General features: G+C 57.3%; 28 protein-coding genes. 15 read left to right on the top strand and 13 right to left on the bottom strand.

The window, feature by feature from the left end:
* Window positions 1–40: 40 nt before the first annotated feature.
* Together VIN96_RS13025 and pssA are read left to right on the top strand one after the other, a co-directional pair.
* Window positions 41–781, top strand: a complete 741-nt coding sequence (locus VIN96_RS13025) for a phosphatidylserine decarboxylase (protein ID WP_331896664.1) — start codon at window positions 41–43, stop codon at window positions 779–781.
* A complete protein-coding gene (gene pssA / locus VIN96_RS13030) occupies window positions 781–1,629 on the top strand; it encodes a CDP-diacylglycerol--serine O-phosphatidyltransferase (RefSeq protein WP_331896665.1) in 849 nt (282 codons plus the stop codon). The genes VIN96_RS13025 and pssA overlap by 1 nt, the downstream gene beginning before the upstream one ends.
* Window positions 1,630–1,636: 7 nt before the next feature.
* Here pssA and VIN96_RS13035 read toward each other — a convergent pair whose 3' ends face one another.
* Window positions 1,637–2,776 carry a DUF2336 domain-containing protein gene (locus VIN96_RS13035; RefSeq protein ID WP_331896666.1) on the bottom strand — a complete coding sequence of 380 codons (1,140 nt, stop codon included), beginning with the start codon at window positions 2,774–2,776 and terminating at the stop codon, window positions 1,637–1,639.
* Window positions 2,777–3,018: 242 nt separating this feature from the next.
* Here VIN96_RS13035 and VIN96_RS13040 point away from each other — a divergent pair, with 242 nt between their 5' ends.
* Window positions 3,019–4,575, top strand: coding sequence for a PAS domain S-box protein (locus tag VIN96_RS13040; protein WP_331896667.1), 1,557 nt, complete (start codon window positions 3,019–3,021; stop codon window positions 4,573–4,575).
* Window positions 4,576–4,580: 5 nt separating this feature from the next.
* Here the strand turns inward: VIN96_RS13040 and VIN96_RS13045 are convergent, their stop codons facing one another.
* The 4 genes from VIN96_RS13045 to VIN96_RS13060 form a co-directional block, all read right to left on the bottom strand.
* Window positions 4,581–7,736 carry an efflux RND transporter permease subunit gene (locus VIN96_RS13045; RefSeq protein ID WP_331896668.1) on the bottom strand — a complete coding sequence of 1,052 codons (3,156 nt, stop codon included), beginning with the start codon at window positions 7,734–7,736 and terminating at the stop codon, window positions 4,581–4,583.
* Window positions 7,737–7,739: 3 nt separating this feature from the next.
* Complete coding sequence (locus tag VIN96_RS13050; RefSeq protein ID WP_331896669.1) at window positions 7,740–8,966, bottom strand: efflux RND transporter periplasmic adaptor subunit; 1,227 nt, start codon at window positions 8,964–8,966, stop codon at window positions 7,740–7,742.
* Entirely contained in the window at window positions 8,963–9,571 is a 609-nt protein-coding gene (locus VIN96_RS13055) for a PadR family transcriptional regulator (protein ID WP_331896670.1), read from the bottom strand. Before VIN96_RS13055 ends, VIN96_RS13050 begins: the two co-directional genes overlap by 4 nt.
* An 86-nt stretch (window positions 9,572–9,657) precedes the next feature.
* Window positions 9,658–10,224 carry a hypothetical protein gene (locus VIN96_RS13060; protein WP_331896671.1) on the bottom strand — a complete coding sequence of 189 codons (567 nt, stop codon included), beginning with the start codon at window positions 10,222–10,224 and terminating at the stop codon, window positions 9,658–9,660.
* Window positions 10,225–10,283: 59 nt separating this feature from the next.
* Here VIN96_RS13060 and VIN96_RS13065 point away from each other — a divergent pair, with 59 nt between their 5' ends.
* Window positions 10,284–10,718: a VOC family protein gene (locus VIN96_RS13065; RefSeq protein WP_331896672.1), complete on the top strand. Its 435-nt coding sequence runs from the start codon at window positions 10,284–10,286 to the stop codon at window positions 10,716–10,718.
* Here the strand turns inward: VIN96_RS13065 and VIN96_RS13070 are convergent.
* Window positions 10,715–11,065: a DUF1491 family protein gene (locus VIN96_RS13070; RefSeq protein WP_331896673.1), complete on the bottom strand. Its 351-nt coding sequence runs from the start codon at window positions 11,063–11,065 to the stop codon at window positions 10,715–10,717. The genes VIN96_RS13065 and VIN96_RS13070 overlap by 4 nt on opposite strands.
* Before the next feature lie 72 nt (window positions 11,066–11,137).
* Here VIN96_RS13070 and VIN96_RS13075 point away from each other — a divergent pair, with 72 nt between their 5' ends.
* The 5 genes from VIN96_RS13075 to VIN96_RS13095 all read left to right on the top strand — a co-directional run bounded on the left by VIN96_RS13075 (window position 11,138) and on the right by VIN96_RS13095 (window position 17,026).
* On the top strand, window positions 11,138–11,557 hold the full coding sequence (locus tag VIN96_RS13075) for an HIT family protein (protein ID WP_331896674.1): 420 nt from the start codon (window positions 11,138–11,140) through the stop codon (window positions 11,555–11,557).
* A gap of 163 nt (window positions 11,558–11,720) precedes the next feature.
* Window positions 11,721–13,691 (top strand): sensor histidine kinase, encoded by a 1,971-nt coding sequence (locus VIN96_RS13080; protein ID WP_331896675.1) that lies wholly within the window; start codon window positions 11,721–11,723, stop codon window positions 13,689–13,691.
* A gap of 45 nt (window positions 13,692–13,736) precedes the next feature.
* Window positions 13,737–14,108, top strand: a complete 372-nt coding sequence (locus VIN96_RS13085) for a response regulator (protein WP_331896676.1) — start codon at window positions 13,737–13,739, stop codon at window positions 14,106–14,108.
* Window positions 14,109–14,144: 36 nt separating this feature from the next.
* Window positions 14,145–16,250: a putative bifunctional diguanylate cyclase/phosphodiesterase gene (locus VIN96_RS13090; protein WP_331896677.1), complete on the top strand. Its 2,106-nt coding sequence runs from the start codon at window positions 14,145–14,147 to the stop codon at window positions 16,248–16,250.
* A gap of 65 nt (window positions 16,251–16,315) precedes the next feature.
* Complete coding sequence (locus VIN96_RS13095; protein WP_331896678.1) at window positions 16,316–17,026, top strand: hypothetical protein; 711 nt, start codon at window positions 16,316–16,318, stop codon at window positions 17,024–17,026.
* A gap of 63 nt (window positions 17,027–17,089) precedes the next feature.
* On the opposite strand, the gene VIN96_RS13100 is transcribed toward VIN96_RS13095, so the two are convergent.
* Window positions 17,090–18,391, bottom strand: a complete 1,302-nt coding sequence (locus VIN96_RS13100; protein WP_331896679.1) for an O-acetylhomoserine aminocarboxypropyltransferase/cysteine synthase family protein — start codon at window positions 18,389–18,391, stop codon at window positions 17,090–17,092.
* Between the two features lie 264 nt (window positions 18,392–18,655).
* On the opposite strand from VIN96_RS13100, the gene VIN96_RS13105 reads away from it, so the two are divergent.
* The 6 genes from VIN96_RS13105 (at window position 18,656) to VIN96_RS13130 (ending at window position 23,789) form a co-directional block, all read left to right on the top strand.
* Complete coding sequence (locus tag VIN96_RS13105) at window positions 18,656–19,663, top strand: NAD-dependent epimerase (RefSeq protein ID WP_331896680.1); 1,008 nt, start codon at window positions 18,656–18,658, stop codon at window positions 19,661–19,663.
* A 37-nt stretch (window positions 19,664–19,700) separates the two neighbouring features.
* Complete coding sequence (locus VIN96_RS13110; RefSeq protein ID WP_331896681.1) at window positions 19,701–20,864, top strand: glycosyltransferase family 4 protein; 1,164 nt, start codon at window positions 19,701–19,703, stop codon at window positions 20,862–20,864.
* A 142-nt stretch (window positions 20,865–21,006) separates the two neighbouring features.
* Window positions 21,007–21,369: a hypothetical protein gene (locus VIN96_RS13115; RefSeq protein ID WP_331896682.1), complete on the top strand. Its 363-nt coding sequence runs from the start codon at window positions 21,007–21,009 to the stop codon at window positions 21,367–21,369.
* 3 nt (window positions 21,370–21,372) lie between these two features.
* Complete coding sequence (locus tag VIN96_RS13120) at window positions 21,373–21,654, top strand: hypothetical protein (protein WP_331896683.1); 282 nt, start codon at window positions 21,373–21,375, stop codon at window positions 21,652–21,654.
* Between the two features lie 19 nt (window positions 21,655–21,673).
* Window positions 21,674–22,438, top strand: a complete 765-nt coding sequence (locus VIN96_RS13125) for a hypothetical protein (protein ID WP_331896684.1) — start codon at window positions 21,674–21,676, stop codon at window positions 22,436–22,438.
* Window positions 22,439–23,300: 862 nt separating this feature from the next.
* Window positions 23,301–23,789: an RNA polymerase sigma factor gene (locus tag VIN96_RS13130; RefSeq protein WP_331896685.1), complete on the top strand. Its 489-nt coding sequence runs from the start codon at window positions 23,301–23,303 to the stop codon at window positions 23,787–23,789.
* Window positions 23,790–24,019: 230 nt separating this feature from the next.
* On the opposite strand, the gene VIN96_RS13135 is transcribed toward VIN96_RS13130, so the two are convergent.
* The 6 genes from VIN96_RS13135 to VIN96_RS13160 all read right to left on the bottom strand — a co-directional run bounded on the left by VIN96_RS13135 (window position 24,020) and on the right by VIN96_RS13160 (window position 26,923).
* Entirely contained in the window at window positions 24,020–24,466 is a 447-nt protein-coding gene (locus VIN96_RS13135; RefSeq protein ID WP_331896686.1) for a hypothetical protein, read from the bottom strand.
* 160 nt (window positions 24,467–24,626) lie between these two features.
* Window positions 24,627–24,869, bottom strand: coding sequence for a RebB family R body protein (locus VIN96_RS13140; protein WP_331896687.1), 243 nt, complete (start codon window positions 24,867–24,869; stop codon window positions 24,627–24,629).
* 71 nt (window positions 24,870–24,940) lie between these two features.
* Window positions 24,941–25,264: a RebB family R body protein gene (locus VIN96_RS13145; RefSeq protein WP_331896688.1), complete on the bottom strand. Its 324-nt coding sequence runs from the start codon at window positions 25,262–25,264 to the stop codon at window positions 24,941–24,943.
* Window positions 25,265–25,376: 112 nt separating this feature from the next.
* Complete coding sequence (locus VIN96_RS13150) at window positions 25,377–25,604, bottom strand: RebB family R body protein (RefSeq protein ID WP_331896689.1); 228 nt, start codon at window positions 25,602–25,604, stop codon at window positions 25,377–25,379.
* 43 nt (window positions 25,605–25,647) lie between these two features.
* A complete protein-coding gene (locus VIN96_RS13155) occupies window positions 25,648–26,154 on the bottom strand; it encodes a hypothetical protein (RefSeq protein WP_331896690.1) in 507 nt (168 codons plus the stop codon).
* Window positions 26,155–26,185: 31 nt separating this feature from the next.
* Window positions 26,186–26,923: a RebB family R body protein gene (locus tag VIN96_RS13160; protein ID WP_331896691.1), complete on the bottom strand. Its 738-nt coding sequence runs from the start codon at window positions 26,921–26,923 to the stop codon at window positions 26,186–26,188.
* Window positions 26,924–26,960: the final 37 nt, after the last annotated feature.

The following is a 26,960-nucleotide window of genomic DNA, read 5'->3' on the forward strand; positions in this document are numbered from 1 at the left end:
TAAAATACAAGGCTTAACGTAACGCCTTCGCGCATCTACAATGCGCGCGGATCGAAACCGGAACTTTTCCGGTGAACAGTTTAAGGAAGATCATTTCGTGAAGACCATCCTGGTCCCTATCAACAGCGCCGGTTGGCCGTTCATCGCGCTGTTCGCCGTCATCGCCCTGGCCCTTGGCTACTATGCCGAGCCGCTCGGTTGGATTGGCTTCGTTCTGACGCTGTGGTGCGTTTATTTCTTCCGCGACCCCGACCGCGTGACCCCGACCCGACCGGGTCTGGTCATCGCGCCCGCAGATGGCCGCATCTGCCTGATCGACGAAGCGGTGCCACCGGCGGAATTGGAAATGGGTGACGAAGCCCGCCCACGCGTGTGCATTTTCATGAACGTCTTCAACGTCCATGTGAATCGCGCCCCGATGGACGGCACGATATCAAAGATTGCCTATCGTCCCGGTAAATTCCTCAATGCCGAACTCGACAAGGCCAGCGAATTCAACGAACGCATGTCGCTCTCCATGCGCACCGCCACGGGCCACGATATCGCGTTCGTGCAGATCGCGGGCCTGGTTGCACGACGGATCGTGTGCCAGGTCAAAGAAGGCGATCACCTGCAAGCCGGGCAACGTTTCGGCCTAATCCGGTTTGGTTCGCGCGTCGACGTCTATTTACCGAAAGACGCCCAGCCGCTGGTTGCCGTTGGCCAATTGACCACCGCCGGCGAAACGGTGGTTGCCGATTTGGACGCCGATGAAACCCGTCGCGAGGGCGAGGTTCGCTAATGACCGATACCAGCCCCCACAGCGCCCCCCCCTCGTCGATCCGACGCCCCAAGCGCAAGCGCTTGTCACTGAACGTGATGATTCCCAACATGCTGACGCTGATGGCCCTGAGCTCGGGCCTGACGGCGATCCGCTTTGCCTACGAAGGGCGCTGGGAACACGCCGCACTGGCGATTTTAGCGGCGGCGATCTTGGACGCGTTGGACGGGCGAATTGCACGACTGCTCAAGGGGACCTCTAAGTTCGGGGCGGAGTTGGATTCGCTGGCCGACATTCTCAGCTTCGGCGTCGCCCCGCCAATGATGCTGTATTTTTGGTCGTTGGAGCAGATGGGGCGGTTCGGCTGGATCTTGGTGGTGCTGTTCGCTGTCAGTTGCGCGCTGCGTTTGGCGCGTTTCAACACCGCCGCCGAAGACCCCGATCCCCCGGCGTGGGCCTCGACCTTCTTTTCCGGCGTTCCTGCCCCGGCGGCGGCCGGTCTGGTGCTGTTGCCGATGATCATTTCGTTCAACTTGTTCGAAGAATATGTGCGCCGCCCCGAAGTGGTATCGGTCTTTATGATCGTGGTGGCGATGTTGATGATTAGTTCGATCCCCACCTATTCATTCAAGAAGGTCAAGCTGAGCCCCAAGCTGGTATTGCCTTTGATGGTCACCGTCGGCTTGGTGATCGCCAGCATGCTGAGCGCGCCATGGGTGACGTTGTCGGGCATTTTGGCGGCGTACATGATCTCCATTCCGTTCGCCGTGCGCAGCTACCGCGCCATCTGCATCCGCACCGGTTCGTGCGAGATTGACGACGACGACGACCAACCTGTGGACATCGACCTCAACGGCAAAAAGCCCTAACCGGCGTTCAGTGAAATACAGATCCCGTTTCGGGCGTATTCGGCAACAGATCGCGGATCGCACTGAGATATTCGCGGTCGTCGTTCCACATCTCGACCACTTTCAATGCGTCGTCCTGTTCAAATCCACGGTAGAGATCCAAGATCGCGTTGACATCGGCACGGGTGGCGTCGGCGCGCCCTGGCGCAACCCGGCGGCTTTTGCGGAAAATGGTGATGAAATCGATTTCCGCAAGACCGATCGCCTTACACGCAATGGCGATGCCCTCTCCGCCTTTTTCGAAAACGATACGCCGTACCAACACGTCATTGAGTTTGGTTAGGTCTGCCAAAATCGCGAAAAACAAGGGAATTTCACCGTCCGACAAGGTTTGCACCAGCATTTCCGGGGTCACCATGCCGCGTTCGCGCAGGCTCTTGATCAATTCCGATGACGGGTCCGACTTTTCCGTCAGGGTTGCTTCATACCCCTCCCGTGCCGCTTGCCGCAACAGGCGATCCGTGGTCTCGGCATCGATGTGGTAGCGTTCGATAATGTGTTGACGCAATGCCGAAGACACCCACATGAACATCTTTTGCGCCAACGCTTCGGGCAGGTCGGTGCGCCGCAAAAGCGGATCTTGGAAGGTGTCGACGCGTTTGGACTGTTCGACCAGATACGCCATCGCAGCCTGAGAAATGCGGGCGTTTTCATTCTTCAAAAGATGCGTGATGACGCTGACGTTATTGGTCTCGACCAACGCGTCGGAAACCTGTTCGCTGATGTCGTCGCGCAATGTGATGGCGAGGTGATACTCTTCGGTACGCAAGCGAATGATTTCGATCAGGTCTTCGTCGTGCAGAACCTTGCTTTTGGTCAGAATCGGGTACGCGACATCCAATTCATCGGATGCCAGCGCCACCACCAATTCATGCGGAACAGTGCTATCTTCGGCGAGTTTTTCGCTGAGCTTCTTGCGCACCGAGACCTCGACCTCATGCACAAGTTTCTGAATGATGTTGAACATGAGGCTTTTTTCGCGGTCGGACAGCGCCGTTCCGCGATCATCGAACAAGCTGTCGACGACAGCGGCAAGCTCAGTTTTGCTTTTGGCGGTATTTTCACGCGCCAAGCTCAGCAACCGGTCCGCGTCCAGCACAGGACTCATCGAAACCTCATCATCAATGCTATACTGTCGTTAGATCATAGCCCGAGACGGTCGGAAAAAGAGATACACCATTCGTATAATCAAGCACATTTTCCACATAACCCTACACCATGCACGCCTTTCAGCTACACCTTTACGTGACTCCTTACGCGCTTTTTTCCCGTTTAGAATGATTTTATAGCTTTATGACAATAAAGTTTTATGGTTAATCATCTCGATATTCGAGACGAGGGGGCGTCAGCGTGGTGCATGTGTATCAAAGCCGAAAGCCTAGAAACTGGCCTTCGTTTCCCGGTAAGGCCGAGGAACGGGCGTCAAATGCATTGGCGCGACTGGAAGACATCACCCGTCTGGTGTCCGAAGTCATTTGGGAAATCGACAAAAGCGGCACCCTAACCTTCGTATCCGAGCGCGCGTTCGAAGTCTTCGGCCTACCGCCGCAACACTTGATCGGGCAGAAACTCTCTTCGTTGGGGAGCTTTCCCGCCATTCCAGGGGGGCAAGCCGAGCCTGATTGGGACAAACCGTTTCGCGACCGCCTGTTTAGAATCGAGCGCCCCGACGGCGTCAACCGCTCACTGTTGATCAGCGGCCTGCCGCACTTCGACAAGGTCACCTGGGATCTCAAAGGCGTTTACGGCACCGCCGAGGACATCACCGAAAAGCTCGATGCGGAAAAACAACTGCGCATGCTTTCTGAAATTATCGAACAAAATCCGTCGATGGTTTTCGTCACCGATCTCGACGGCACGATCCAGTACGTCAACACCATGTTCAAGAAAATGACCGGCTTTAGCAGCGAAGAGGTCATCGGACAAAATCCGCGCCTGTTGCAATCGGGCCTAACGACACGAGAAACTTATCAAGATCTATGGGCCACCATTCTTGCCGGTAAGAAATGGCAAGGCGAAATTCAAAACAAGCGCAAAGACGGCACCGTGTTTTGGGCCAACCTGACCATCAGCCCGGTGGCGCTTTACTCTGAAACCATCAATCACTTCGTCGCCGTTCACGAAGACATTTCCGAGCGTAAACTGGCAGAGGAAAAACTCACCGCCGCAAAAGAGCAGGCGGAAATTGCCAGCCGGGCAAAGTCCGAAATTCTCGCCAATACCAGTCACGAATTGCGCACTCCGTTAAACGCGATCATCGGCTTTTCCAGTTCCATCCAAAACGAAACTTTCGGCCCACTCGATAATCCGGCTTATCTCGATTACGTCAACATCATCAAGGAATCCGGTGAGCATCTGCTGGCATTGATCAATGATATTCTCGACGTCGCCTCGCTGGAAGCCTCGCAGGTAAGTCTTTACACCACCACATTCCGTCTTGCCGACGTCCTGCAATCGTCATTGCGGTTGGTGGCACCGCGTGCCGAGCAGGTCGGTATCACCATCACGTGCGACTGCATCGACCAAGACACCTTTATCATCGCCGATGAACGCCGCATCAAGCAGGTGTTTTTGAACTTACTTTCCAATGCGGTGAAATTCACCACCTCGGGGGGAAGTGTCAGCATCTCGTTCGAGAAAAAAGACGATGGCGGCCTCGCCATTGTCGTTTCAGACACCGGCATCGGCATGGACGAAGCCGATATCACCAAGGCGATGATGCAATTCGGTCAGGTCGAAAGCGACCACACCCGTAAGTATCACGGCACCGGCCTGGGTCTGCCTTTGACCCAAGGACTGGTCGAATTGCATGGCGGCAGCCTGGAAATCATCAGCCAAAAAGGCGCCGGAACCACCGTTAAGGTGCATTTGCCGCCGAACTGCATCGCCCCGCCACTGATCGACTAAGCTATCTATGAAGCCATGCGGGGCGCGCCGTGGCGATCGCGGCGGCGTTGACGCCAAGCCGCGACATTGGCCCGCAACATCAACAATGCAGGCGTGACGATCAGCGTCAAGATCGTGGCGAAACTCAAGCCGAACACGATCGACAGGGACAACTGCACCCACATCTGATTGGCCGGCGCATCGAACACCACGGTGCGGCCAATGAAATCGATACCGATGTTCATGGCCATGGGCATCAGGCCCAAAATCGTCGTCACGGTGGTCAGCAACACCGGACGCAAACGTTGCGCGCCGGTCAGCATGACCGCTTCGCGCACATCCGAGGTGCTCTGTTTAAGGCGGTCAAAGGTGTCGATCAGCACGATGTTGTTGTTGACCACGATCCCCGCCAACGAGATCACGCCGATGCCGCCCATGACGATGCCGAACGGCTGACCGGTGATCAGCAAGCCGATGAATACCCCAATGGTCGACATCACCACAGCCGACAAAATCAGCAAGCTGGAATAGAAACTGTTGAATTGCGTCACCAAGATGATCGCGATCAAAAACAGCGCCACGCCGAACGCCTTGCCCAAGAACGCCTTGGCTTTGTCTTGCTCTTCATCTTCGCCCTTGAAGCGGATTGAGATGCGCGGATCCAAATCCGCTGACGCAATCCACGCCTGAACACCTTTGACCATGACGTCGGCCAGCACGCCTTCGGCCACGTCGGCCTTGACCGTAACCACGCGCTTGACGTCGGTGCGGCTGATGGTGCCGGTCTTGGCACGCGGTTCCATGGTGACGAAGTTGCTCATCGGCACTTGGCCCGCCGGTGTTTTGATCCGCATGTGACGCAACTGTTCCAAGGTGCGATATTCGCTGGGAAAGCGCGCACGAATGTCCAACTCGTCATCGGTGTCGCGAGGACGATAACCACCCAACTTGATCCCCGCCGTAGCCAGACGAACGGTGCTGCCGATCGACGAAACATTGGCGCCGAACTTGGCCGCCTGGGCGCGATCGACCTCGAAAACCCAATCGATCCCCGGCAACGGCAAGCTGTCTTCGATATCGACAAAATTCTCGTTTTTGTTCAGCTCTTCGATGATACGCCGGGCCGTCGGCTCCAAAAGTTCGGGATAGCGCGACGAAATTTCGATCTGCACCGGCTTGCCCACCGGCGGGCCGCTTTCGCGTTTGAGCGTGTTCACGATCACGCCCGCGATCGGTGCCGTGCGGGTGCGGATTTCATCCAATATCACATCGGCCTTGCGCCGTTTGTCCCAATCTTCGAATTCGAGAAACACCGTGCCGATGATGTCTTCCGCGCTTTCGCCTGTGGGATTGGAACGGGTGCGCGCGTAAACGGTCTTGATGTCTTTGACGCGCATAATCTCGGCCTCGATTTCGCGCATCAGCGCATCGCGTTCCCAAATCGACAGGTTGCCGCGCGCCCGCACTTGGACCTGTGCGGTGCTGGGTTCGGATTCGGGAAAAAATTCGATCCCGTTGCCGAACTTGGCATACGTAAACAAAACACCAACCAGCATCAAAACCGCGCCGATCATCACCTTTGCGGGATGGTTCAAGGCCGTTTCCAAAATACCCAGATAGGCCCGCGTGATGCCGCTGGCATTATCCAGACCGCCTTGTTCGCCGCCTTTCAGCGCGCGCATCGCTTGCGGATCGGCGGTGCCGGGACGACCGATGTACGCCCCCAACGCCGGAATGAACACCAACGCCATCAGCAACGACGCCGACAATGTCGCCAGCAAGGTAATGGGCAGATACTTCATGAACTCGCCGACCACGCCGGGCCAAAACAGTAACGGCAAAAACGCCGCCAAGGTGGTCAGAGTCGCGGCGAGGATCGGTGGCGCCATGCGCTTGGCGGCCAGGGCATACGCCTTTTTGCGGTGCAAGCCTTCGGTCATTTTGCGATCTGCGAATTCGGTCACCACGATGGCACCATCGACCAACATGCCGACCGCCAGCACCAGACCGAACAGCACCACCATGTTCATGGTCAGGCCCATGGAATGCAGCACCAAAACGCCGGTCAGAAACGAGCCCGGAATCGCGACGCCGACCAAGCCCGCCGAGCGCAATCCCAGTGCGGCAACCACCACGATCATAACCAGCAGCACCGCGCTGATGACGGAATTTTCCAACGTCGACAGGCGTTCGCGAATATCCGTCGACTTGTCTTGCGCGTAGGTCACGTTGACCGAGTTCTGCAACGATTCCGGCCACGCCGAACGCTCGCCCTCGACCGTGGCTTTCACCAGTTCGACGGTTTCGATCAAATTTTCGCCGGACCGTTTTGAGACCTCCAACGTCACCGCGCGTTCGCCGTTGATGCGGGCGAAACTCTTGGGGTCCTTAAAGGCGCGACGCACCTCGCCGATGTCGCCCAAGCGCACCACCGCGTCGCCATCGACGGTGATCGGCAGCGCCATGATCTCGCCGACATCGGTCAGCAATCCCGGCACCTTGAGGGTGAAGCTGCCGCGCCCGGTGTCTTGTGCGCCAGCCGCGACCAGTTTGTTGGAACTTTTGACGTTGGCGATGGCCTCAGAAGGGCTGAGGCCGTAGCTTTCCACCTTGACCGGATCGATGAGGATTTCCACCATCTCGTCGCGGGTGCCGGTGAGTTCCGCTTTCAAGACCGGGCTCAAACCTTCCAGCTCGTCTTTCAGATCACGCCCCAGCTGCAGCAACGCACGTTCCGGCACAATGCCGGACAGACTGACCACCACAACCGGAAATTCGGAAAAATTGATCTCTTCGATGACCGGGTCTTCGCTGTCTTCGGGCAAATCGGGTTTGGCGTTGTCGACTTTTTCACGCACATCGGTGAGCGCCTGCTTGGCGTCGAAACCGGCTTCGAACTCCAACACGATGTTGGCGCCGCCTTCGTAGCCTTTGGCGCGCATTTCCTTGAGCCCTTCGACGGAACGCAGCTCCAGTTCCAACGGTCGAATGATCAGGCTTTCGCTGTCCTCGGGGGAAATGCCATCATGCACGACACGCACGATCACCAACGGGATGTTGATGTCGGGTTCGGCTTCCTTAGGAATTTCCACGTAAGCCACGGTACCCGCCATCAACAGCAACAACAGCGTCGAAAGCGTGGTCCTGGCATGGACAAAGGCGATGTCGATGAGCCCGCGCATGGGTTAGTTTCCTTCCCCGTTGACCAAACCGGTGGCGGACTTTTGCGTATTCAACTCCCCTTCGACGGGGATCACGGTTTGTCCTTCGGCGACGAATTCCTGGCCCACGGTGATGATCCGCGCTTGCTGCGGCAACCCGGTCAGCCAGATCCCGTCTGTGGCGTCGGACACCATCTCGACGGGATGGAATTCGACCACCCCTTGATCGTTGACGGTTTTAACGCCCACCGCGCCCTCATCGTTGAGCGTCAGCAATGCCGGAGAAATTTTGTGCGCCACCACGCGTTCCAGCGGCAGGTGCAACTCGGCGGTCACGCCTTCGGGCACCGAGCCGTCGGGCACATCCATCGTCACCTCGACGCGAAAAGTGCGGGTCAATGCCGTGGATGATTTGGCGATAAAGCTGACACGACCGCTGACCATGCGCTCGTCGGGCAGACGCACCTGCGCCTCGCCGCCCAAATCGATGTAGCCGATGTCGTGTTCCACCACTTCACCGACCGCGTTCATCCGCGTCAGATCGATGACCCGCGCGACGATTGCGCCGGCCTTGTCGATGAAGTCGCCTGCTTCCACCGGCAGATCATCGACCACGCCGGCGAGCGGCGCAGTGATGGTGGTGTTGTCCATATCGCGCTGCATACCCGACACCTGTGCGCGGGCGGCTTCCATGTCGGCTTTGGCCTGGGCCACGTTCAATTGCGAACTGTAGCCGCCTTTGCTGAGTTTTTGCGCGGACTCATAAGCGATCTTGCGTTGTTCCAAACGCGCACGCGCCTCAGCCAGCAACGCCGGAAGATTTTCCGGATCCATTTTGACCAACACGTCTCCGGCCTCGACCCGCGCGCCGCGTTGCACCACCACCTCGGCGATGCGGCCCGGTATTTCGGCGCGCACGGACACCGCTTTGTCCGCTTCGATGCGGCCCAAGATGGCGATCTTGCGCACGTGTTCTTCACTGGTGACGGTGCTTACGCGCACGCGCGTTTGTGGGTTGTCCTCGGCCTGCGCAGAGGCGGGACCATCGACTGCGTCGACTGGCGTTACGCCGTTCACGGCGGCGGGCTCGGGATTGGTGAACCGCCCCGAGACCATCCACATTACCGCCAGCACCGCGATGGCGATGGCCATCTTGTGCGAAGTTTGCAACAGGGGCTTTCTCGAAGACGACTGACCCGAAGCGTGTTCCCCTTGATCCAAAGAGGGCTCGAAATTGTCCTTGGGGCTCATGCGTCCTCTCCCACTTTATGCTTACGGATGGCCGGACTGACACAGTCCATACATTCGCGGATCGATTCCAGATCGCGCCAACCGTCGTCTTTGGCAGCGGCGAAAAATGCATCGCGATTGTCTTCCATGTATTTCAACACGCCTTGGTAAAATGCCATGCCGAAACCACGCACGAACCGGCGTCCCCGCGACAGACCGGTGTTGTCCAACTGCGCCATCTTTTCAACGTAAAAACGATAGTCCGCCATATAGCCGTCATAGACCTCGGTTAAATGTGCGTCGTCCAAATGATCGGCGAAAAAAAGCATGAACAGCGTTTCGGAACGCACCCGATCCATGTCCGGCTTTTTGCGTAAAGCAGCGCGAAAAGCGCTCAAGCCTGCTTCGGTAATGGAATAGACTTTTTTGTCGGGTCGGCCATCCTGGGCCTCGACCGTGCAGGTGACCTGTTCGGCTTCCAGCAACTTGGACAAAGCCGGATAGATGGAACCGAAGCTCGCTTGGTGAAAGTGCGCGAACGGTCCTTCTTCGAACATTTTGCGGATTTCATACCCGCTGGCATCACCCAGGCTCAACACGCCCAGGCACAAGGTTTTCACGTCCATATTCCACTCCGCAAGAACGGCGGCACATGTGCCGAACATATATCAGATCTATATATGCCTAAGTGATATACGGCGCAAGGTCTCGTTTACCTACGGTTGTTCATGTGTTCACGGTAGCTTTCCGCGTCACCGTAATCGTCGAACTCGTAGTAGCGATGATGCACGCCGCGCACCCGTCGGGCATGCTTGATGGGGCACCACCTTTTTTCCGTACGGCTGGCGATTTCGCGGCCATAGGCGATCACCCCGTTGGCATAGCCGCAATAAGCGCAATTGAGCTTTTCGACCCAATTGAGATACGCCAAATGATGGCGATCGATGACGATAAAGTCCGAACGCGGCACTTTTTTGATGCCGTAAATGGGAAAGCAGATCAATTGAAACAGGCTTAACGACAGGTCGAGCAAAACAAGAGGCACCACCAGCGCGTAGATCACCGGCGAAGTGATGAAATTGAGCAGTTCGGATTCCCGCCAAAACTTCATCACGCTTTTGCGTAGCGCGCGATGGCGGATCGTCATTTCCTGCTCGAACAAAACCTTGTGCTGGTCGAGACGGTAGCGAAACTGCGTGCGTTGGGTTTCGTATTCTTGTTCCAGGTCTTGTTCAAGCGCTTGAATTTTGCCTAGAATTTCGTCGATAACCGTGCTCATGATGTCTCGCCCCTGTGGTTTTCCGCCTCCACCATAGCGCATTTTGAAAGGACTTCCCCATGTCTTCGGTATCGCCCATCCAGCCTTTTCATTTGGCTTTTCCGGTCCACGACTTGGAACAGGCGCGAAAATTTTACGGTGAGTTCTTGGGGTGTGCGGAAGGACGCTCTTCGGACACCTGGATCGATTTCAATTTTTGGGGCCACCAGGTCGTCGCCCATCTCAGCTCCGGCGATGGCCCCACCGCGCTGACCAACCAAGTCGATGGCAAACATGTCCCCGCACCGCATTTCGGCGTGGTGTTGGGCTGGGACGACTGGCATGCGCTGAAAGACAAGCTGGTCGCTGCGAAGGTCGATTTCGTGATTGAGCCCTATATCCGTTTCCAAGGCTTGGCCGGTGAGCAAGCCACCCTGTTCATTCAAGACCCCAGTGGCAACGCCTTGGAATTCAAGAGTTTCAAGGATATGGGGCAATTGTTCGCAACCGACTAAGGGCGCACGGGCTGCTGGCCGTCAGGCAGGTAGCTGCCGTCCGGGTCTTCGATCTCGATCACCCACAGATCCGTGTCGATATCGACCTCGCGCGCGATGTAGGTGTCGCACGCCGCCTCCGCATCCGGGCCCTCACCGCCGGCAACGACCATCCACACCCGATTGCCGTCGACCGAAAACCGTCGCCCCAGAAGCTCGCAGCCACGCCCCAGACGGTTGAGTTTGATCAGCACTTGGCCCGCGTCTCGGTCGCCGCGCCGCGCCACCACGGCAGGCAGGAACGATTGGTCGCACAAACGCAGTTGGGCCTTGACCCAAAACTCCGTTTTAACGCGCATTTCCGTCATTGATCATTGTCCTTCGCTTCGCCGTGGGCTCATACTGCCCGAACCCGACAGCAATCTAAAGAGACCTTAACCATGAGTACATCCGCCTTCACCCTCAACCCCATCTTGGACAAAGACACGGTCGAAGTAACGCGTTTGGACATTTGCCGGGTGTTGCTGATGCGTGACAAAACCTATCCATGGGTCATTTTGGTCCCAGCCATCGACGAATTGCGTGATCTCGACGACCTCAACGCAAGCGAGCGCATCCAGGTAATGGCGGAAATCGATCGCGTCAGCAAGGCCATGAAGGCCGTGTTCCAGCCCTATAAAATGAACGTCGCCGCGCTGGGCAACGTGGTGGAACAGTTGCACATCCACGTCATCGCCCGCTTTCAAGGCGATCCCGCTTGGCCCGCGCCAGTGTGGGGCGCGCACCCGCCCGTGGATTATGACGATACGCACCGCCTTGAAACTCTAGCCCAACTCCGCGACGCCCTCGCCATCCATTAATCCTATTTTTTCAAAACTTTGCAGATCGGACTGGTTGGCGTATCTTACCAACCAGCCGGGGGGCTTGGCGCAAAGGCTGCGCTGAATCGATCATGATGCATATGGTTTTACGGAATTCTTTGGGGAGGGCATCCAACATGCGTGGATGTTGGAATGCGAAGGCATGACCGTTTCTAATATGCCATTTCTGCGTCGCGTGCGCACCCTGCCCATCCGCACCAAGCTGACCATGTTGTCGGTGATGGTGGTGGTCTCGCTTGCGACGATTTTATATCTCAGCTGGTACCGCGACGCTTCCCTGCGTGCGATGAACGAAACTCGCAATTCCATTACGTCAATGGACATGATGCTGCTGAACTTGCGGCGCAATCAAAACGATTTCGTCAATCTGTACGACCCGCGCAACCGCGAAGAATTCAGCACGATCTTCGAGCGGTTCGTGGAGAGCACCGAAGACCTCAAAGAGCGTTTCTGGATGCTAGATCTGCCCATGAATGCGCTGGAACAACTGGTGGTGCTGACCAGCGAGTACCAGTACCTGTTTGAAGTCATGGCAGAATTACAGACCAAGATCGGCAAGGACCAAACCCAAGGTCTGCGCAAAGCGCTTGCCCGCGATATCATCAACATCGAAACCGAACTGGACAAGGTCTCCAACGAGGTCAATGTCCGTCACGCGCTGCACCGTCAGTTGGTGATCTTGCAGATCTTCACCAAAGACCTTCAACTGCACAAACAAACCGAGGACGTCGACCGGTTTGAAGGCAACTATGCGGTTATGGTTTCCGACATCAAGCGCTTGGTCTCTGATGAGGAAATACGTCTAAACCTCATCACCCATTTGTTTTCCTACCGCCGCACATTTCTCGAACTGGCGCACGCTGCCAACGAAATTGGGTTGGACTTCGAACACGGCTTGCGTGGACAAATCGAAAATACGGTCAACGACGCTCATACCATCTTGGCCCGTCTCACCAGCGAAGTGAACGTCGCCATCGACAAGCAGGAACAGAACCTCAACGCCCTCATCGGTTTGATCGCGGGTGGGTTTTCCCTGGCCTTTATGATCGCGCTGATCTTATTGGGACGTTCCATCTCCATCCCGATCCGGCGTGTCACCAGCATCATGACCCGATTGGCCGATGGGGACTTGTCGGTAGAAATTCCCGACAAGCCGCGACGTGACGAAATCGGCGATATGTTGCGTGCGTTGCGCATCTTTAAAATGGGTGCCATCATTCGCCGCCGCACCCAGGAAGAACTGCGGACCGCCCACGACGAGTTGGAGCACCGCGTCCACGAACGAACCCGTGCCTTATCCGAAGAGGTGCAAGAACGCCGCCGCGCCGAAGGCGAATTATTGCGCGCGCGCGAAGACGCCGAAACGGCCAACAAAGCCAAGTCCTTGTTCCTGGCCAACATGAGCCACGAGTTGCGCACCCCGCTGAACGCCATCATCGGCTATTCCGAAATGCTCCAAGAAGACGCAGCGGATTTGGGTTATGCCGAAATCGCCCCCGACCTCGACAAGATCAACACAGCCGGCAAACATCTGTTGGGAATCATCAATGAGATTCTCGATCTATCGAAAATCGAAGCTGGACGCGTCGACCTCAGCATCGAAAAATGCTTGATTCAGGACATCCTCGATACCGTCGTCGACACCGTCCAACCCTTGATCGCCGCCAACAGCAATACCCTCATTGTCAACACCGCCGACGATATCGGCGTCATGGAAACGGACGTCACCCGATTGCGTCAAATTCTTTTCAATTTCTTGTCCAACGCCGCCAAATTCACGGACAACGGCACCATTACGCTGAGCGCGACCCGGCAACAAAATCCCGATAGCGGTGTCGACTGCATTATTTTCAGCGTTTCCGACACCGGCATCGGCCTGGATGACGCACAGCTAAAACGGGTCTTCGATCCGTTCATTCAGGCCGACGCGTCAACTACCCGAAAATATGGCGGCACCGGTCTGGGCTTGACGGTTAATCGGGAGTTTGCTCGACTGCTTGGCGGCGAAATTGATGCCCACAGCACATTGGGCCAAGGCGCAACCTTCACCGTCCGCCTCCCCACCTCCATCACTGAGGCTGAGGCTGCGGACACAATTCAGTATCATATCTAAATTAAATTCATTCATAGATTCATATAGTTGCCCTGGATTACGTTGATGACCACCTTGCTCCTCGTCGAAGATAACGACCTCAATCGCGACATGCTGTCCAGACGTCTGGAAAAAATGGGCTACGAGGTGCTGCTGGCCGTGAACGGACAAGAAGGTGTCGAAATGACCCGCGCATTGGCCCCCGACTTGATTTTGATGGATATCAATATGCCGGTCCTGGATGGGTGGGAGGCCGTGCACCTACTGAAAAGTGCGCCTGAAACCAGCGCAATTCCGGTCATCGCCTTGACCGCCCACGCCATGATGTCGGACCGCGAGAAAGCTGACGAAGTTGGTTTCGACGATTACGCCACCAAGCCTGTAGACTTTCCTGCGCTAGTTCATATGATCGAGGCGTTGCTCCACCGCAATCCCTGAGCCACGCCCTCAAGAGAGTTATGAACACACAGAACCATGGACGAGCGCACTACCGACAATCAAGCTCCGCGTATTCTGGTCGTCGATGACAACGCCATGAACCGCGACCTTCTGGTACGTCGCCTTGCGCGCCAAGGCTTCGCCATGGACACCGCCAGCGGCGGTCTTGAGGCTTTGGAAAAAGTTGCAAAAAATTCCTACGACTTGGTTTTGCTCGACATCAATATGCCGGACCTGGACGGCATTTCAGTGCTGAGCCAAGTGCGCGAAACCAAAGACCAGTCAGAACTTCCCATCATCATGGTAAGCGCGCGCGACGCCAGCGACAGCATCGCCGAAGCCATCAACAAGGGCGCCAACGATTACATCACCAAACCCGTTGATTTTCCGGTAGCACAAGCGCGCATTCGCACCCAATTGGACGTTTTGCAAACACACAAGAAACTCAAGGAAAGCGAAGAACGCTACGCCCTGGCCTTTCGCGGCGCCAATGACGGTTTGTGGGATTGGGACATCCAAAATGGTCGAGTGTATTTTTCCCAGCGCTGGAAAGATATGCTCGGCTATGGGCAGGAGGAATTTGGCAATCAGCCCGACGATTGGTTCAATCTGGTTCATCCCGAAGAGGTCGAGCGCCTGAAGCTGGCGGTGGAAAATCATCTGCTTGGCCAATCCGACGCGTTGGAGCATGAATACCGCGCCCTGCACAAAGACGGCACATTTCGTTGGCTGCTGACCCGTGGCGTCGCCTCACGCGGGGCGGACGGTCAAGCGGTGCGTCTTTCCGGCTCGCAGACGGACGTGACCCGCACCAAGGCATATGACCCGATCACCTCGATCCCCAACAAATTCCTGTTTATGGACCGCCTGGAATGGCTGCTCGACAAAGAACGCCGCAAACGCCGCGGACGCTATGCGGTGTTGTTGATTCACATCGACCGCCTTGATGAATTGCGCCAGACCTTGGGTCCGGTCGCGGGGGAAGAGATCATCATCAACGCCGCCTATCGCCTGATCGACAGCTTGCGCGTCGAAGATAGCGTGTCGCGCCTGTTCGAAGCCGAAGCCACCACCGTCAGCCGCCATGACGAAGCCGACTTCGCGGTACTGGCCGAAGGTTGCCGTGACGAATCCACCGCACCCAAAATCGCCGAACGGCTGCGCCAAGCAATAACCAAGCCGATGGAAGTCGCAGGTGAAAACCTTGTTCTCACCGCGTCCATGGGCATCGTCGCCGGCGCGATGGAAGAAGGCCTGGACGCGACCGAGGTCATCGCCCATGCGGCATCGGCGTTGAGCCGGGCGCGGCGCAAGGGCCCTGGCAACTACGAGCTGTTCGACAAACATATGCAGCAGCGCGCCATCGCCCGGCTGAAAATGGAAACCGATTTGCGCCGCGCGGTGGCCGACGGCCAATTGGCGTTGCATTACCAACCGATCGTCAAGCTCGACAGCGGCGAAATCGCCGGTTGCGAAGCCTTGGCGCGCTGGCGTCACCCAGAACGCGGCAACATCCCGCCCGCTGAATTCATTCCCCTGGCCGAAGAAACCGGACTGATCGACCTAATCGGCGACTGGGTCTTGGAAGAGGCCTGCACCCAACATCAGAAATGGTCCGATGGACGCGCCGACAAGGTCGATCTATCGGTCAATTTCTCGTTGCTGCAAATGCAGCGTGACGGGGTCGAAGACCGGGTGATGGATATCTTGAACAAAACCGGCATGGATCCCCGCCGTCTGAAGATCGAGATCACGGAATCCATCTTCATGGAAGACATGGACCGTATCAAAGGCATTTTGTCGGCGCTCAACGACGAAGGCATCGGCATCGCCATCGACGATTACGGCACCGGCTATTCGTCGCTGTCGTATCTCAAACGCCTACCGATCACGCACCTGAAAATCGACCGCTCGTTCATCGGCGACGTATCCAGCGACATCGCGGCGCAAGCCATCGTGCAGAGCACCTTGCTGATGGCGCAAAGCCTCGGTATCGAAGTGGTTGCCGAAGGTATCGAGACCATCGATCAAGAGGCCCTGCTCAAGGTTCTCAAGGCCGAGTACGGCCAAGGCTATCATTTCTGGCGGCCGATCAGCGGCGACGACTTCGCCGCCTTGTTGACCCGCCCGGCTCATCCGTAAGATCGACAATTCCCGTCCAACGATAATTATGGCACACTCAAGACGATTGAACTTGGGTAGGTCATATGGTCGAACCGTTGAACAAATGGGATTTCGCAACTGGCGCGGACGTCCGCCCCGGCGACATCTCTCATCGCCCGCGCCACACGCCGACCAACGATATTCCCCAAGATGTCCCGTTAAAGACGCGGAGCACCACAGATGACTCGATCCTCATGTCGCCACAAGCGTTGGCGGCAATCGAGAACGATCCGTTTTTCGGCCTGTCGAATTCAGAGATCAAAAAGCTAGACGCCGTTTTTGCGCAAATCGACGCGATTTTCGAAACGGCAGGCGACCAGCCTTTAAGTTCCGCGCAGGAAAAACAGCTCGACGCCCTGGAACGCAAAATCGAGTCCATTCTTGGCGGCGAACAGATCGCCGCCGACCTGTTCACCTTGCTATCGGAAGAGGGCGGGCAAAAGGTCGACGCACTGTTTGCCCAAGCCGATCAAATCTTCGAAGCCGCTGGCGACGCTCCGCTGACGCTAGAGCAACAAATTCAAATCGAAGACCTCGATCGCCAAATCCAAAGCATTGTGCAAAACGACCTCGGCCCCGAAGATCCGTTCGCCGGCCTTTCGGCGCAAAGCATCCAACAACTCGACCGGCTTTTTTCCGACATCGACGCTTTGTTGAACCAGACTGCAGGTCAACCTCTGACGTTCGCCCAAGAAAAACTATTGAACGCGCTGGACCGAAAAGTGATGGACATTTTCGCTGCACACGAGGTCTAACCACCCCAGAAAAAAGGCCGCGCCCCATGTAGGAACGCGGCCTTTGTTGTTGGGACAAGCACCTTACGCCGAGGCGGCAGCCTTCAACGCTTGATCCAGATCCGCGATGATGTCGTCGATATGCTCGATACCGATGGACAGACGCACGTAACCTTCGGTGACGCCGCTGGCGGCGCGCTCTTCGACGCTGAGCTGCGAGTGCGTGGTGCTGGCCGGGTGGATCGCCAGCGAGCGCGCATCGCCGATGTTGGCGACGTGGTAGAACATCTTCAACGCTTCGATGAACGCACAGCCCGCCGCTTTGCCACCTTTCAGCTCAAAACCCATCAGGCCGCTGTAGCCGCCTTTGAGGTACGCATCCGCGCGGCGCTTTTCCTCACCGCTTTGCAGGCTCGGATAAATCACCTTGGTAACATCCGGATGCTTGGACAGATAGTCCGCAACCTTGGCCGCGTTTTCGCAATGCGCGCGCATGCGCAGCGGTAAGGTTTCCATGCCCTGGATGATCTGGAAGGCGTTGAACGGGCTCATGGCGCTGCCCAGATCGCGCAGCAACGTGGTGCGCGCCTTGATGATGTAGGCCACCGGGCCGATGGGCTTGACGGCCTCAACCCACACCGCGCCGTGATAGCTGGGATCGGGGGTGTTAAGCGCCGGTTGACGCTCCGCCCCCGCCGCTTCCCAATCGAACGTGCCGCTGTCGACCAAGATACCGCCGATCGAGGTGCCGTGGCCGCCGATGTATTTGGTGCCGGAATACACGATCACCGCCGCGCCGTGCTCGAACGGACGGCACAACGTCGGGGCGGCGGTGTTGTCCATGATCAGCGGGATGCCCATTTCACGCCCGATGTCGGCGACTTCCTTGATCGGAAAGACGCGCAGTTTCGGGTTGGGCAGGGTTTCGGCGTAATAGGCGCGGGTGCGATCGTCGGTTGCCTTGCGGAACGCTTCGGGGTCGGCAGGATCGACGAAGCGCACTTCGATGCCTTGATCCTTGAGCGTGTTGGCGAACAAGTTCCAGGTGCCGCCATACAGGTCGGTGGAACTCACCACGTTGTCGCCCGCCTTGGCCAAGTTCTGGATCGCGAACGCCGAGGCCGACTGACCGGACGCAACCGCCAACGACGCGACGCCGCCTTCCAACGCCGCAACGCGTTTTTCCAACACATCGTTGGTCGGGTTCATGATGCGGGTATAGATGTTGCCCAGCTCTGACAGCGCGAACAGGTTGGACGCGTGTTCGGTGCTGTTGAACTGATAAGACGTGGTCTGGTGAATCGGCACCGCGACCGAGCCCGTGGTCGGATCTGCGCGCCAGCCTGCATGCAAGACCAAGGTTTCCGGATTTTTGCTGTCGGTCATTAAGACTTTCTCCCTTTCGAGTGCATCTTTCGTCATCGTCCCATCGCCTGTTTCAGACGTTTTCGGGCTATAGCGACGGTGAATTTCCCCATGTGGTCCCCACCACAGGCGCTTATTAAGCCCACAATCGCATGTCCCCGCAAGTCCCGCTCCGCGTCAAAGCGCACATTAGAGATAGCTGTTTTCTACATTGGACAAATGGGCTACCTTCCAAGCATCCAAAAACCTCTGATTCTCCACAGATTCGGCAAAGAAGCAGCATCTATGAAAGTTCTCATCACCGGCAGCGCCGGCTTTATCGGCAACCGTGTTTCCCAACGTCTGCTCGCGCGCGGCGATGAGGTGGTCGGCATCGACAATCTCTCGCCCTACTATGACGTCGAGCTGAAAAAAGCCCGTCTGGCGCAGGTGATCGACCACCCGAATTATACCGAAGCGCGCTTTGACATGGCTGACCGCGCCGCCGTGGCGAAACTGTTCGAAGAACAGCGTCCTGATCGGGTCATCAACTTGGCCGCCCAGGCGGGCGTGCGCCATTCGCTGATCGCCCCCCACGATTATGTCGACACCAATCTGGTTGGGTTTGTGAACATTCTTGAAGGCTGCCGCGCAGTCGAAGTCGAGCATTTGGTCTACGCATCGTCCAGCTCGGTCTACGGCACCAATGCCCAAATGCCGTTTACCGTGCATGACAAAGTCGACCACCCCATCAGTTTGTACGCTGCATCCAAGCGCGCCAACGAACTGATGGCGCACACCTATTCGCATCTGTTCGGGTTCCCGTCCACGGGGCTGCGCTTTTTCACCGTCTACGGCCCGTGGGGCCGCCCGGACATGGCGTTGTTCCTGTTCACCAAGGCGATCTTGGCCGGCGAACCGATCGACGTGTTCAACAACGGTCAGATGAAGCGTTCCTTCACCTACATCGACGACATCGTCGAAGGGGTCATCCGGGTGCTCGACACGCCGCCAACCGGGACCACCGCGATTGGCGACGAGGAAGATCCTTCCAATAGCAAAACCGCGCCGTTTCGCGTGTTCAACATCGGTTCCGACGAGGCGGTCAGCCTGATGCGCTACATCGAGGTGTTGGAAGACAACCTCGGTATCAAGGCCGTCAAGAACATGCTGCCGATGCAACCCGGCGATGTCGCCGCAACGTGGGCCGATGTCAACGATCTCAAAACAACGGTGGGATACGAGCCCACCACCACGGTCGAAGAAGGCGTCAAAAAATTCGTCGAGTGGTATAAAGATTACTACGGCGTCTAAATTCGCAACGCGAACGGAACGGATATGAGGGCGATGCATGAGCGGTGAACGTAAACCCGCACCCGGCACGGCCCGGCCAAAGCTTCTGTTTACCGTGACGGAAGATTGGGCGTTTTGTTCCCACCGCCTACCCACCGCCCTCGCCGCCCGCGATGCGGGATACGACGTGGTGGTGACGGCGCGGATGCGCGATCACCGCGAACAAATCGAAGCCTTGGGCTTTCGCACCGTCGAATGGGCCATCCGCCGGGAAAGTCAAAATCCATTTTTCGAACTCTCGGCACTGCTCGACCTGATCCGCATCTACAAGGCCGAACGCCCCGACGTTACCTATCACGTCGCCCTGAAATCCATCATGTACGGCGCCATCGCCGCGCGGCTTTGCGGTGTGGGCGCCAGCGTGAACCTGTTTTCGGGCTTGGGGGTGGTGTTCATTTCAAACTCGCTTTGGTTCCGTTTCATCCGCGCCCTGGCAACCCCACTGTTGCGCTGGGCCATGAGACCGTCAAACGTGCGCCTGCAGGTGCAAAATGCTGACGACCGCGCCATGCTCAATGGATTGGGCATCGGCACCGCCGAACGCACCGACCTGGTGCCCGGGTCGGGCCTGGATTTGGAAAACTTCCCCGAAACGCCTGAAACCGACACGGACACCCCCATGGCCATGCTGGTCGCGCGCATGCTGTGGGACAAAGGCATCGGCGAACTGGTCGAAGCCGCCCGGCACCTCAAAGCGCGCGGCATCAAGCTGCGCATCGTTTTGGTCGGCAATCCCGACCCCGCCAACCCCGCATCCATTCCCGAGCCGCAATTGAAGGCCTGGGTGGACGAGGGACTGATCGAATGGTGGGGGCGACGAAACGACGTCGCCGAGATACTCAAACAAAGCCATATCGCGGTATTGCCATCGTATCGCGAGGGCATGCCGCGCAGCCTGTTGGAAGCCGCCGCCATCGGCCGGCCATTGGTGGCGTTTGACGCGGTGGGCTGTCGCGACTTGGTGCGCGATGGCAAAAATGGTTTTTTGGTTCCGTTTCAAGACAGTGAAGCCCTTGCCGATGCCTTGCACAAGTTGACCGACGACGCGGATTTGCGCCGCCGTTTGGGTCATCAGGCGCGCCTGGATATCGAACGCACATACAGCGCCGACGCCATTCGCAGCCGAATTTGCGACATTCTGTCTTCTCTGCGTCCCGGCTGACTGTTCTCTTTAATCTGTTCACAATCTCCCAACTGCGGCGTCTTCCTCTCAGGAATGAAAGGCTGAAACAGGCTTGGCGTCGTGCCTCGTCGGTGTGCCTTTGTGTCTCATCATGAGGTTATGAAACAGGGGAGATACGGATATGAGCGATGAAACCAATGACGGTCTCGTCACGTCGTTGCAATCGAACGAGGTGAGCCAAGAGGCGCTTGAAGTCTCCACCGTCGAGTCCGCCAGCGAAGTCAACGAAGCCACATGCATCGAAGCCTTGAGCCGGTCTTTTGAAGATTACGTCCGCAATTATCAAGATACCTGGCAGCAAGCGTGGCAGGAGTCCATCGCCATATACGAACAAGACGTCGCAAACTGGCAGAAAATCATTTCCGACTTTCAAAACGCAGGCCCGCAGCCAAGCGGGAACGTCCCACCCGCGCCCACATCGGTAAAGCCGTCTACCCCAGCCGCGCCTACGGCTAAACCCAAGCCGCAAAAATCCGGGAATTGATCGATGGACGACAGTTCAGCAAAAGCCGGATTGGATGAATTGGTCAATTCTGTCGTCGACTCGATCAAGATGACGAGTGCCGTCGAAGACGCGGTGGGGAAGCTTCAGGTCAGCACCCTGGATACGGCCAGCACGGTCACGGACGAGCTGATCAAAAACAACGTCAGCAGTCCCGAGCTCGCGCAAGAAAACCTCAAACTCCAAAAAGCGATCATCGAAAAAACCATCGCCGCAATCCATGCTCTGGGTCCGAAGGATGACTCCTCCTCGGATTCCGGCTCATAATTGTTCGGAGAGTCGAACCATGACCACGCAACAACCAACCCCCTTACCCCCGGTTCAAAGCGGCCCGCACACGACGATACCGCATACCGACATTCCGCACATGGGCACGTCCCAAGCCAACATTCCCAATCCCTCCATCCCGCAAGCGGAACACGCCTCTCAACCACCGCAACCGCCGCAAACGGTGCGCGTCGAAATGCCGCCGCTGCCCCCCGGCATCACCCAAGAAGCCATCAACACGGCCATTGCCCAAGTCGAGCAAACCGGCACCACGGAGGGCATCTCGCCGGAGGTTCTGGGCGCGGCTTGCGCCCAGCTTGAAGCCCAGGCAAAAGCCCAAGGCGTCGATTTGACACAAACTCAGGCGTCACAAGATGCGCAGCCCGCGGCACCGGCCGGGCCAAGCAACTACGTAGAAGCCGCCGTGTTCGACAAAAAAAAGGTTATGGACGGCTTCAGCGATCAGCGAGAAAAGCTCAAGACCGCCGTCAGCGATCAACGCGACGCCATGCAACAACCCTATAAGGATGCCCTGAACAAAGCAGGCATCGGCGGTGGTGGGGCAAGCACGATGACGCCCGAAACCATGGCCGAACTGGCCTCCGCCATTCAGGATCTCGACCCCGGCACCGTCGCCCTGATCAACGCCATCGGCGCCATGAACGCAAATCCGTCGATCTTGAACAGCGTGGTGTGGATTGAAATCATCCGCTCAGTCCGCGCCATGATCGCCGCCGAGGCCAAAAAACAACTCGAAGTCCTGATGCGCGCCTCCACGAATTAACCGACAGCCGCACCAATCACGCCCCGTGACCGGATTGCCCAAGCCCCGGTTTTCGGGGCTTTTTTATTAAATTCCGATCCGCAGCACCCCAAACACTCGTTATTAGTGTATTTTATTTCATAGTCATGAAACGAAAATAACCCAAGATACAATCTTGATTTGCATTCAGAACTTGGGCCATGCAACTTAACGTGTATATATAAATTGCTGCTTTCCGCGTTTTTTTTAATCACAATGTGCTGTGTTTATACGTCATTAGCATGCAAGGGCGCAAAGATGGCCTCGGCACGAAATGCGACAAAATTACTATCTATGGTGCATCAAAAAGGGAGGTTCGCGCAGCCAAGACAGCAACCTGTGTTTGTATGTTGCATTATAGTTTTCGCATGCACCTTTAAACACATGGTCCACAGGACCTGCCTAAGTGCTGGCGCGTAATGAGACTATGGGAGTTTTTAAATTCTCCGGACATCCGGGTTTTCGCGCCACCCGGCCGTACACAGGCGACGGCCACAGCACAAATCCAGACTCTTTAAACGACGCCATTACCGAGGTTCCGGGGCCAGGGACCACGCGCAAGTCCCGCAGTAGGAAACGCCTCTCCCCGGCGGCGGTGATTGCAAGGTCCCTGGCGCCGGACGCCCAAAACCTATCGCCGGCGGAAATCATCGCGCGATCGTTGGAAAGTGCATTCGGCGCTCCTGCCCCCCATCCCCAAAAGCTGCGCCCCTCGGCGCCACCGCCACCGGCGGCCCCGCATCCTTTTCCCCTGCCACGTCAAACTCCGCCGCCGCAAGGCCCACGCACCGGCAGGGGGCAAAACGTCGGCCTGGGGCCGTTTGAGGACTTCTGGGACGTGTGGATGGAACATCACGACTATCTGTTCAAGCAGAGCCTGCGATTCATGGCCGGCAACATGGCCGACGCCGAAGACGCGCTCAGCCAAGCAATGCTCAAAGGCTCGCAGCACTTCGATGGCGAAGCCATTCGTAACGAACGCGCCTGGTTGACGCGCCTTGTACACAATGCCTGCATGGACCAGCACCGATCGCGCAAGCGCCAAGCGCGTCTGAGCGACGAGATCGACGGCGACGACCCTGATCAAGCCCCCAACGTCACCCCCCGACCCGTGCGCACACCGGACGAGGCCCTGCACATGCAGCAGACCTTCGATCATCTTGAGCGCCAATTGATGGATCTACCCGTGACGTTGCTGGAGCCGCTGCTGCTGCGCGTGATCGAGGAAAAATCCTACGATGAGATCGCCGGACGCATGGGACTGTCGAACTGTGCCGTGCGCAAGCGCATCCAGCTGGCGCGCGACCGCCTACGTGAAGCGAAGTTCGTCTAAGCCCCCTGAAACCACCACCTCGATCCACATTGCAGGCGGTCCCAACCATACCGGATCCGCCTCTTTCATGTGCGTCCTAAAGGGGCCCACGCTCCCCTGGACACAGCCTTTTTGACCTCCCCCCCTCATTTCAACGAAGAAGCCGTACACTGTTCCGTCTGGGAGGTGGCGAACAAAAAAAGACCGCCGAGGTGGCGGCCTGAAGTTGAAGGCGCTTTTGAAAGGGGTGTTTAGGTTTTGGTCGCCGGAAATTCGGTCGCGATCGTGGTCGCCGTCGCACCGACCGTGGCCAGGTTGGTGCTTGCCGCAATGACCATTTCCTGCAGGGTAGCCAGCACCGGAGTGTAGATCGGAATATTGGCTTCATTCTCAAGCATTTTGGTCACGATGACACCTTGAGCGGTCATTGCGATATTTTCGATATTACGTGAATAATCCGTAGCGTCCTGCACCGAAAAAGCCGCAGCCTGGGCCACCTTCTGATATGCGGTTGCCGCGCCTTGATTGGCGGCGTTGCTCATCACGGCCGCGTTGGTCTGATTGACCGCATCGATGATCTGCGCATTGACGCCGCCGCTCGTCGCAGTCAGCGCGGTGCTGCTGGTCGGCGTGGCGGCGTCTTGCGTGGGCTCGTCGGCATCCGATGTGTTTTCGGTATTTTCAGTGCTATCGGTCATCTCTTCACCTCCGGACCTGACTTGGCCCTCTCTCCCCTAAGAAAGTCAATTTACGGTTTCGTGTTGCGCCTGGGATGCGAAGCGCGTTTGCCCCGTTTACACAATCTTGCAGCTCATCGACCAAGGGGCGATAGGTCGATGACGACGGCGGCATGGACTGTTACTTGTTACCGCCACCGTTTGCGGCATCGAAGATCATCCGCACGCCGCTGGACGTTACGGCGTTGCCGATCTGTTGCAACCCACCCTGGGCTTGCATGGCGTTTTCCATCGCCAAGGAAATCGAGTGCGCCATGGTCTGGTAGACCATGGCCATACTCTGGGCAGGGGCTTCGGCGACCACCTTAACGTTCGTCTGCGTGACGGCGTCAGTAATTTGTGAATTGACACTGGTATCAGACATATCTGGAACCTATAAACTGTGCGTTCATACATCAGTGATCGAGTTTCTTCCGACCACCCCTAACTCCCCGATTACTTTTTACTCGCCGCCAGGGCGATCAGCAGCGCCATCATAAAATCCGGTGTGTCGCTGCTGGCAACCTTGGCCGTGGCGGTGGCTCCGGCCATCGTGGCCGATCCGTACAAATGCATCACACCCATGTTGGTTGCCGCTTGAGCGGCGATCTGGCCGTGCTGCTGCATCTGGGTGTTGTTTTCGAACATGATGCTCAGCGAATGCGCTGCGGTCTGATAGACACTGGCCATAGCCTGGGCCGGTGCGACGCCGAGCACGGCAACATTACTTTGCGTAACCGCGTCGGTAATCATCCCATTCACTGGTGTTGGCATCGCCATTTACGTACTTCCTTCCTCTCCCCACCGGGCGCATGGTCGCATCCGGGTGAACGTTCTCTATCCTTGACGCAAGCGGATCGAACTTGTGAACCGCGCGCGCATCGATTCATATTTAAGACGCGCCGGCCTTGGTGATCATCGCCATTAACGCGGCGGCGGCGGAGTTTCCAATCTGTTGCATGCCACCTTGGGTCTGGGTGGCGTTTTCCATCGCCAAGCCCATGGCGTGTGACATCGCCTGCGACGACACCCCCAAGGCACCCGCCGGGCTTTCGCCCAAAACCTTCACATTGGTCTGGGTCACGGCGTCGGTGATCTGCGAATGAACAAGTTCCGCCATGATTTAAACCTTTCTCATCAAATCGTTCTCTATGGAGTTGCCGTCACGTAACAGCCAGGGTTTGCTTGGAATTCTCAGTCATCTCATGAAGCAGCAACATCAATTCCGTCAGCACCTTCTCGAACGTATCGGTATTTGGACAGTTGGTCGTAGTGCTGGTGGTGTTGGTGCTGGTGTTGGTTTTGTTGAGCAAATTTTTCAACGCATCGATGCCGCCGACGGCACCGAATTCGGTGTCTCCCTCGCCGCCCGTTGTCGGGCTCGGCTGAGACGCGGGCGCGGGCGCGGGAATGTCGATCGCGACATTGCGGTTGTTGCGATGGGCATGATGACGCGCATATTCACTCGCTTCCAAAATTTGCGCCAATGCCCCCGCCAACGCCTGCATCTGGATCGGATGAGACATTTCGTGATCGCGCACCATACTTGCCGCCAGCTGGGACTGGGTGTTGACCAAACTGAACATGGCCTCCAAGGTCGCAAGCCCGACGCCGCTTCCCAGCAGGTTCGCATTGGCGTTCATCAGCTTTCGTTCTGTCCTCATTGCCATGATCAACCTCCCCATTCGCAATCCGAATTGGTCAATCCGAATCTTGAGTGCCGTTGTTTAGGTTCAACAGTTGTTGCACGCAGGCGCTGGTGCAGCTCAGCCCGACGAGGTCGAGCTGGCGCTGCATCTGCGTCGCGTTCATCAACACCGAGCTTTGTGCCGTCGAATTGGCCAGCATGGTTCCCAGCGTCGCAAACGCCGGACCGGAACCCAGGACCAGGCCTACGCCCTGGCTCATCTCGTCGTATTTTTCCGCATCCCAGTCGTTGCTGCTCATATCGCCAAGTAGGCTGGACATCATGCCGAGATAACTGTCGTTGTTGCCAAACGTCGAGGGGTTGGGCGCGCGACGTCGCGGGCGGGTATTCGCACCGCTATCGGTTTGCGGATTGTTCGCCGCTTGAGCGGCTCTGCGGCGCATCGACAAAGCCGCTTGCGCCGCCATAACCGCTTCGGCGGCGGCCTCGGCCTCCTGGGCTGCATCTTCCGCATCCTGGGCCGCAGCCTCGGCCTCCTGGGCGGCAGCTTCGGCTTTCGCCTGAAGTGCTTCCAGTTCGCTGAATTCGTCAAAATCGTCGTAATCATCGGGTTCGTCAGGAACGGTGCTGGCGGCCGTCGATGTGGGCGCCGGGCTCGACGTCTGCTTCGGGGGTGTGGCCCCGGTACGGCTTGCGGCGGGGCGTCCTGCAGTGGTCTCGGCGCCGTCTTCGATGCCGCTCCCTTTGCTGGCTCCACTGCCGGCCTTGGTGCTACTTTTTGTGTTCGCCATCAATCGTCTCCTACCCCTTGCGAAGGTGACACTTCCA

The organism is Magnetovibrio sp. (assembly GCF_036568125.1).
Classification (GTDB): Bacteria; Pseudomonadota; Alphaproteobacteria; order Rhodospirillales; family Magnetovibrionaceae; genus Magnetovibrio.

Excerpts from the sequence above, each read along its gene's own strand:
- VIN96_RS13140 (WP_331896687.1), bottom strand. The coding sequence starts at position 24,869 with ATGTCTGATACCAGTGTCAATTCACAAATTACTGACGCCGTCACGCAG.
- VIN96_RS13045 (WP_331896668.1), bottom strand. The coding sequence starts at position 7,736 with ATGCGCGGGCTCATCGACATCGCCTTTGTCCATGCCAGGACCACGCTT.
- VIN96_RS13160 (WP_331896691.1), bottom strand. The coding sequence starts at position 26,923 with ATGGCGAACACAAAAAGTAGCACCAAGGCCGGCAGTGGAGCCAGCAAA.
- VIN96_RS13060 (WP_331896671.1), bottom strand. The coding sequence starts at position 10,224 with ATGAGCACGGTTATCGACGAAATTCTAGGCAAAATTCAAGCGCTTGAA.
- VIN96_RS13080 (WP_331896675.1), top strand. The coding sequence starts at position 11,721 with ATGACCGTTTCTAATATGCCATTTCTGCGTCGCGTGCGCACCCTGCCC.
- VIN96_RS13050 (WP_331896669.1), bottom strand. The coding sequence starts at position 8,966 with ATGAGCCCCAAGGACAATTTCGAGCCCTCTTTGGATCAAGGGGAACAC.
- VIN96_RS13150 (WP_331896689.1), bottom strand. The coding sequence starts at position 25,604 with ATGGCGGAACTTGTTCATTCGCAGATCACCGACGCCGTGACCCAGACC.
- VIN96_RS13100 (WP_331896679.1), bottom strand. The coding sequence starts at position 18,391 with ATGACCGACAGCAAAAATCCGGAAACCTTGGTCTTGCATGCAGGCTGG.
- VIN96_RS13055 (WP_331896670.1), bottom strand. The coding sequence starts at position 9,571 with ATGGACGTGAAAACCTTGTGCCTGGGCGTGTTGAGCCTGGGTGATGCC.
- VIN96_RS13070 (WP_331896673.1), bottom strand. The coding sequence starts at position 11,065 with ATGACGGAAATGCGCGTTAAAACGGAGTTTTGGGTCAAGGCCCAACTG.
- VIN96_RS13105 (WP_331896680.1), top strand. The coding sequence starts at position 18,656 with ATGAAAGTTCTCATCACCGGCAGCGCCGGCTTTATCGGCAACCGTGTT.
- VIN96_RS13120 (WP_331896683.1), top strand. The coding sequence starts at position 21,373 with ATGGACGACAGTTCAGCAAAAGCCGGATTGGATGAATTGGTCAATTCT.
- VIN96_RS13110 (WP_331896681.1), top strand. The coding sequence starts at position 19,701 with ATGAGCGGTGAACGTAAACCCGCACCCGGCACGGCCCGGCCAAAGCTT.
- pssA (WP_331896665.1), top strand. The coding sequence starts at position 781 with ATGACCGATACCAGCCCCCACAGCGCCCCCCCCTCGTCGATCCGACGC.
- VIN96_RS13090 (WP_331896677.1), top strand. The coding sequence starts at position 14,145 with ATGGACGAGCGCACTACCGACAATCAAGCTCCGCGTATTCTGGTCGTC.
- VIN96_RS13125 (WP_331896684.1), top strand. The coding sequence starts at position 21,674 with ATGACCACGCAACAACCAACCCCCTTACCCCCGGTTCAAAGCGGCCCG.
- VIN96_RS13075 (WP_331896674.1), top strand. The coding sequence starts at position 11,138 with ATGAGTACATCCGCCTTCACCCTCAACCCCATCTTGGACAAAGACACG.
- VIN96_RS13130 (WP_331896685.1), top strand. The coding sequence starts at position 23,301 with ATGGAACATCACGACTATCTGTTCAAGCAGAGCCTGCGATTCATGGCC.
- VIN96_RS13035 (WP_331896666.1), bottom strand. The coding sequence starts at position 2,776 with ATGAGTCCTGTGCTGGACGCGGACCGGTTGCTGAGCTTGGCGCGTGAA.
- VIN96_RS13085 (WP_331896676.1), top strand. The coding sequence starts at position 13,737 with ATGACCACCTTGCTCCTCGTCGAAGATAACGACCTCAATCGCGACATG.
- VIN96_RS13065 (WP_331896672.1), top strand. The coding sequence starts at position 10,284 with ATGTCTTCGGTATCGCCCATCCAGCCTTTTCATTTGGCTTTTCCGGTC.
- VIN96_RS13135 (WP_331896686.1), bottom strand. The coding sequence starts at position 24,466 with ATGACCGATAGCACTGAAAATACCGAAAACACATCGGATGCCGACGAG.
- VIN96_RS13155 (WP_331896690.1), bottom strand. The coding sequence starts at position 26,154 with ATGGCAATGAGGACAGAACGAAAGCTGATGAACGCCAATGCGAACCTG.
- VIN96_RS13115 (WP_331896682.1), top strand. The coding sequence starts at position 21,007 with ATGAGCGATGAAACCAATGACGGTCTCGTCACGTCGTTGCAATCGAAC.
- VIN96_RS13025 (WP_331896664.1), top strand. The coding sequence starts at position 41 with ATGCGCGCGGATCGAAACCGGAACTTTTCCGGTGAACAGTTTAAGGAA.
- VIN96_RS13145 (WP_331896688.1), bottom strand. The coding sequence starts at position 25,264 with ATGGCGATGCCAACACCAGTGAATGGGATGATTACCGACGCGGTTACG.
- VIN96_RS13095 (WP_331896678.1), top strand. The coding sequence starts at position 16,316 with ATGGTCGAACCGTTGAACAAATGGGATTTCGCAACTGGCGCGGACGTC.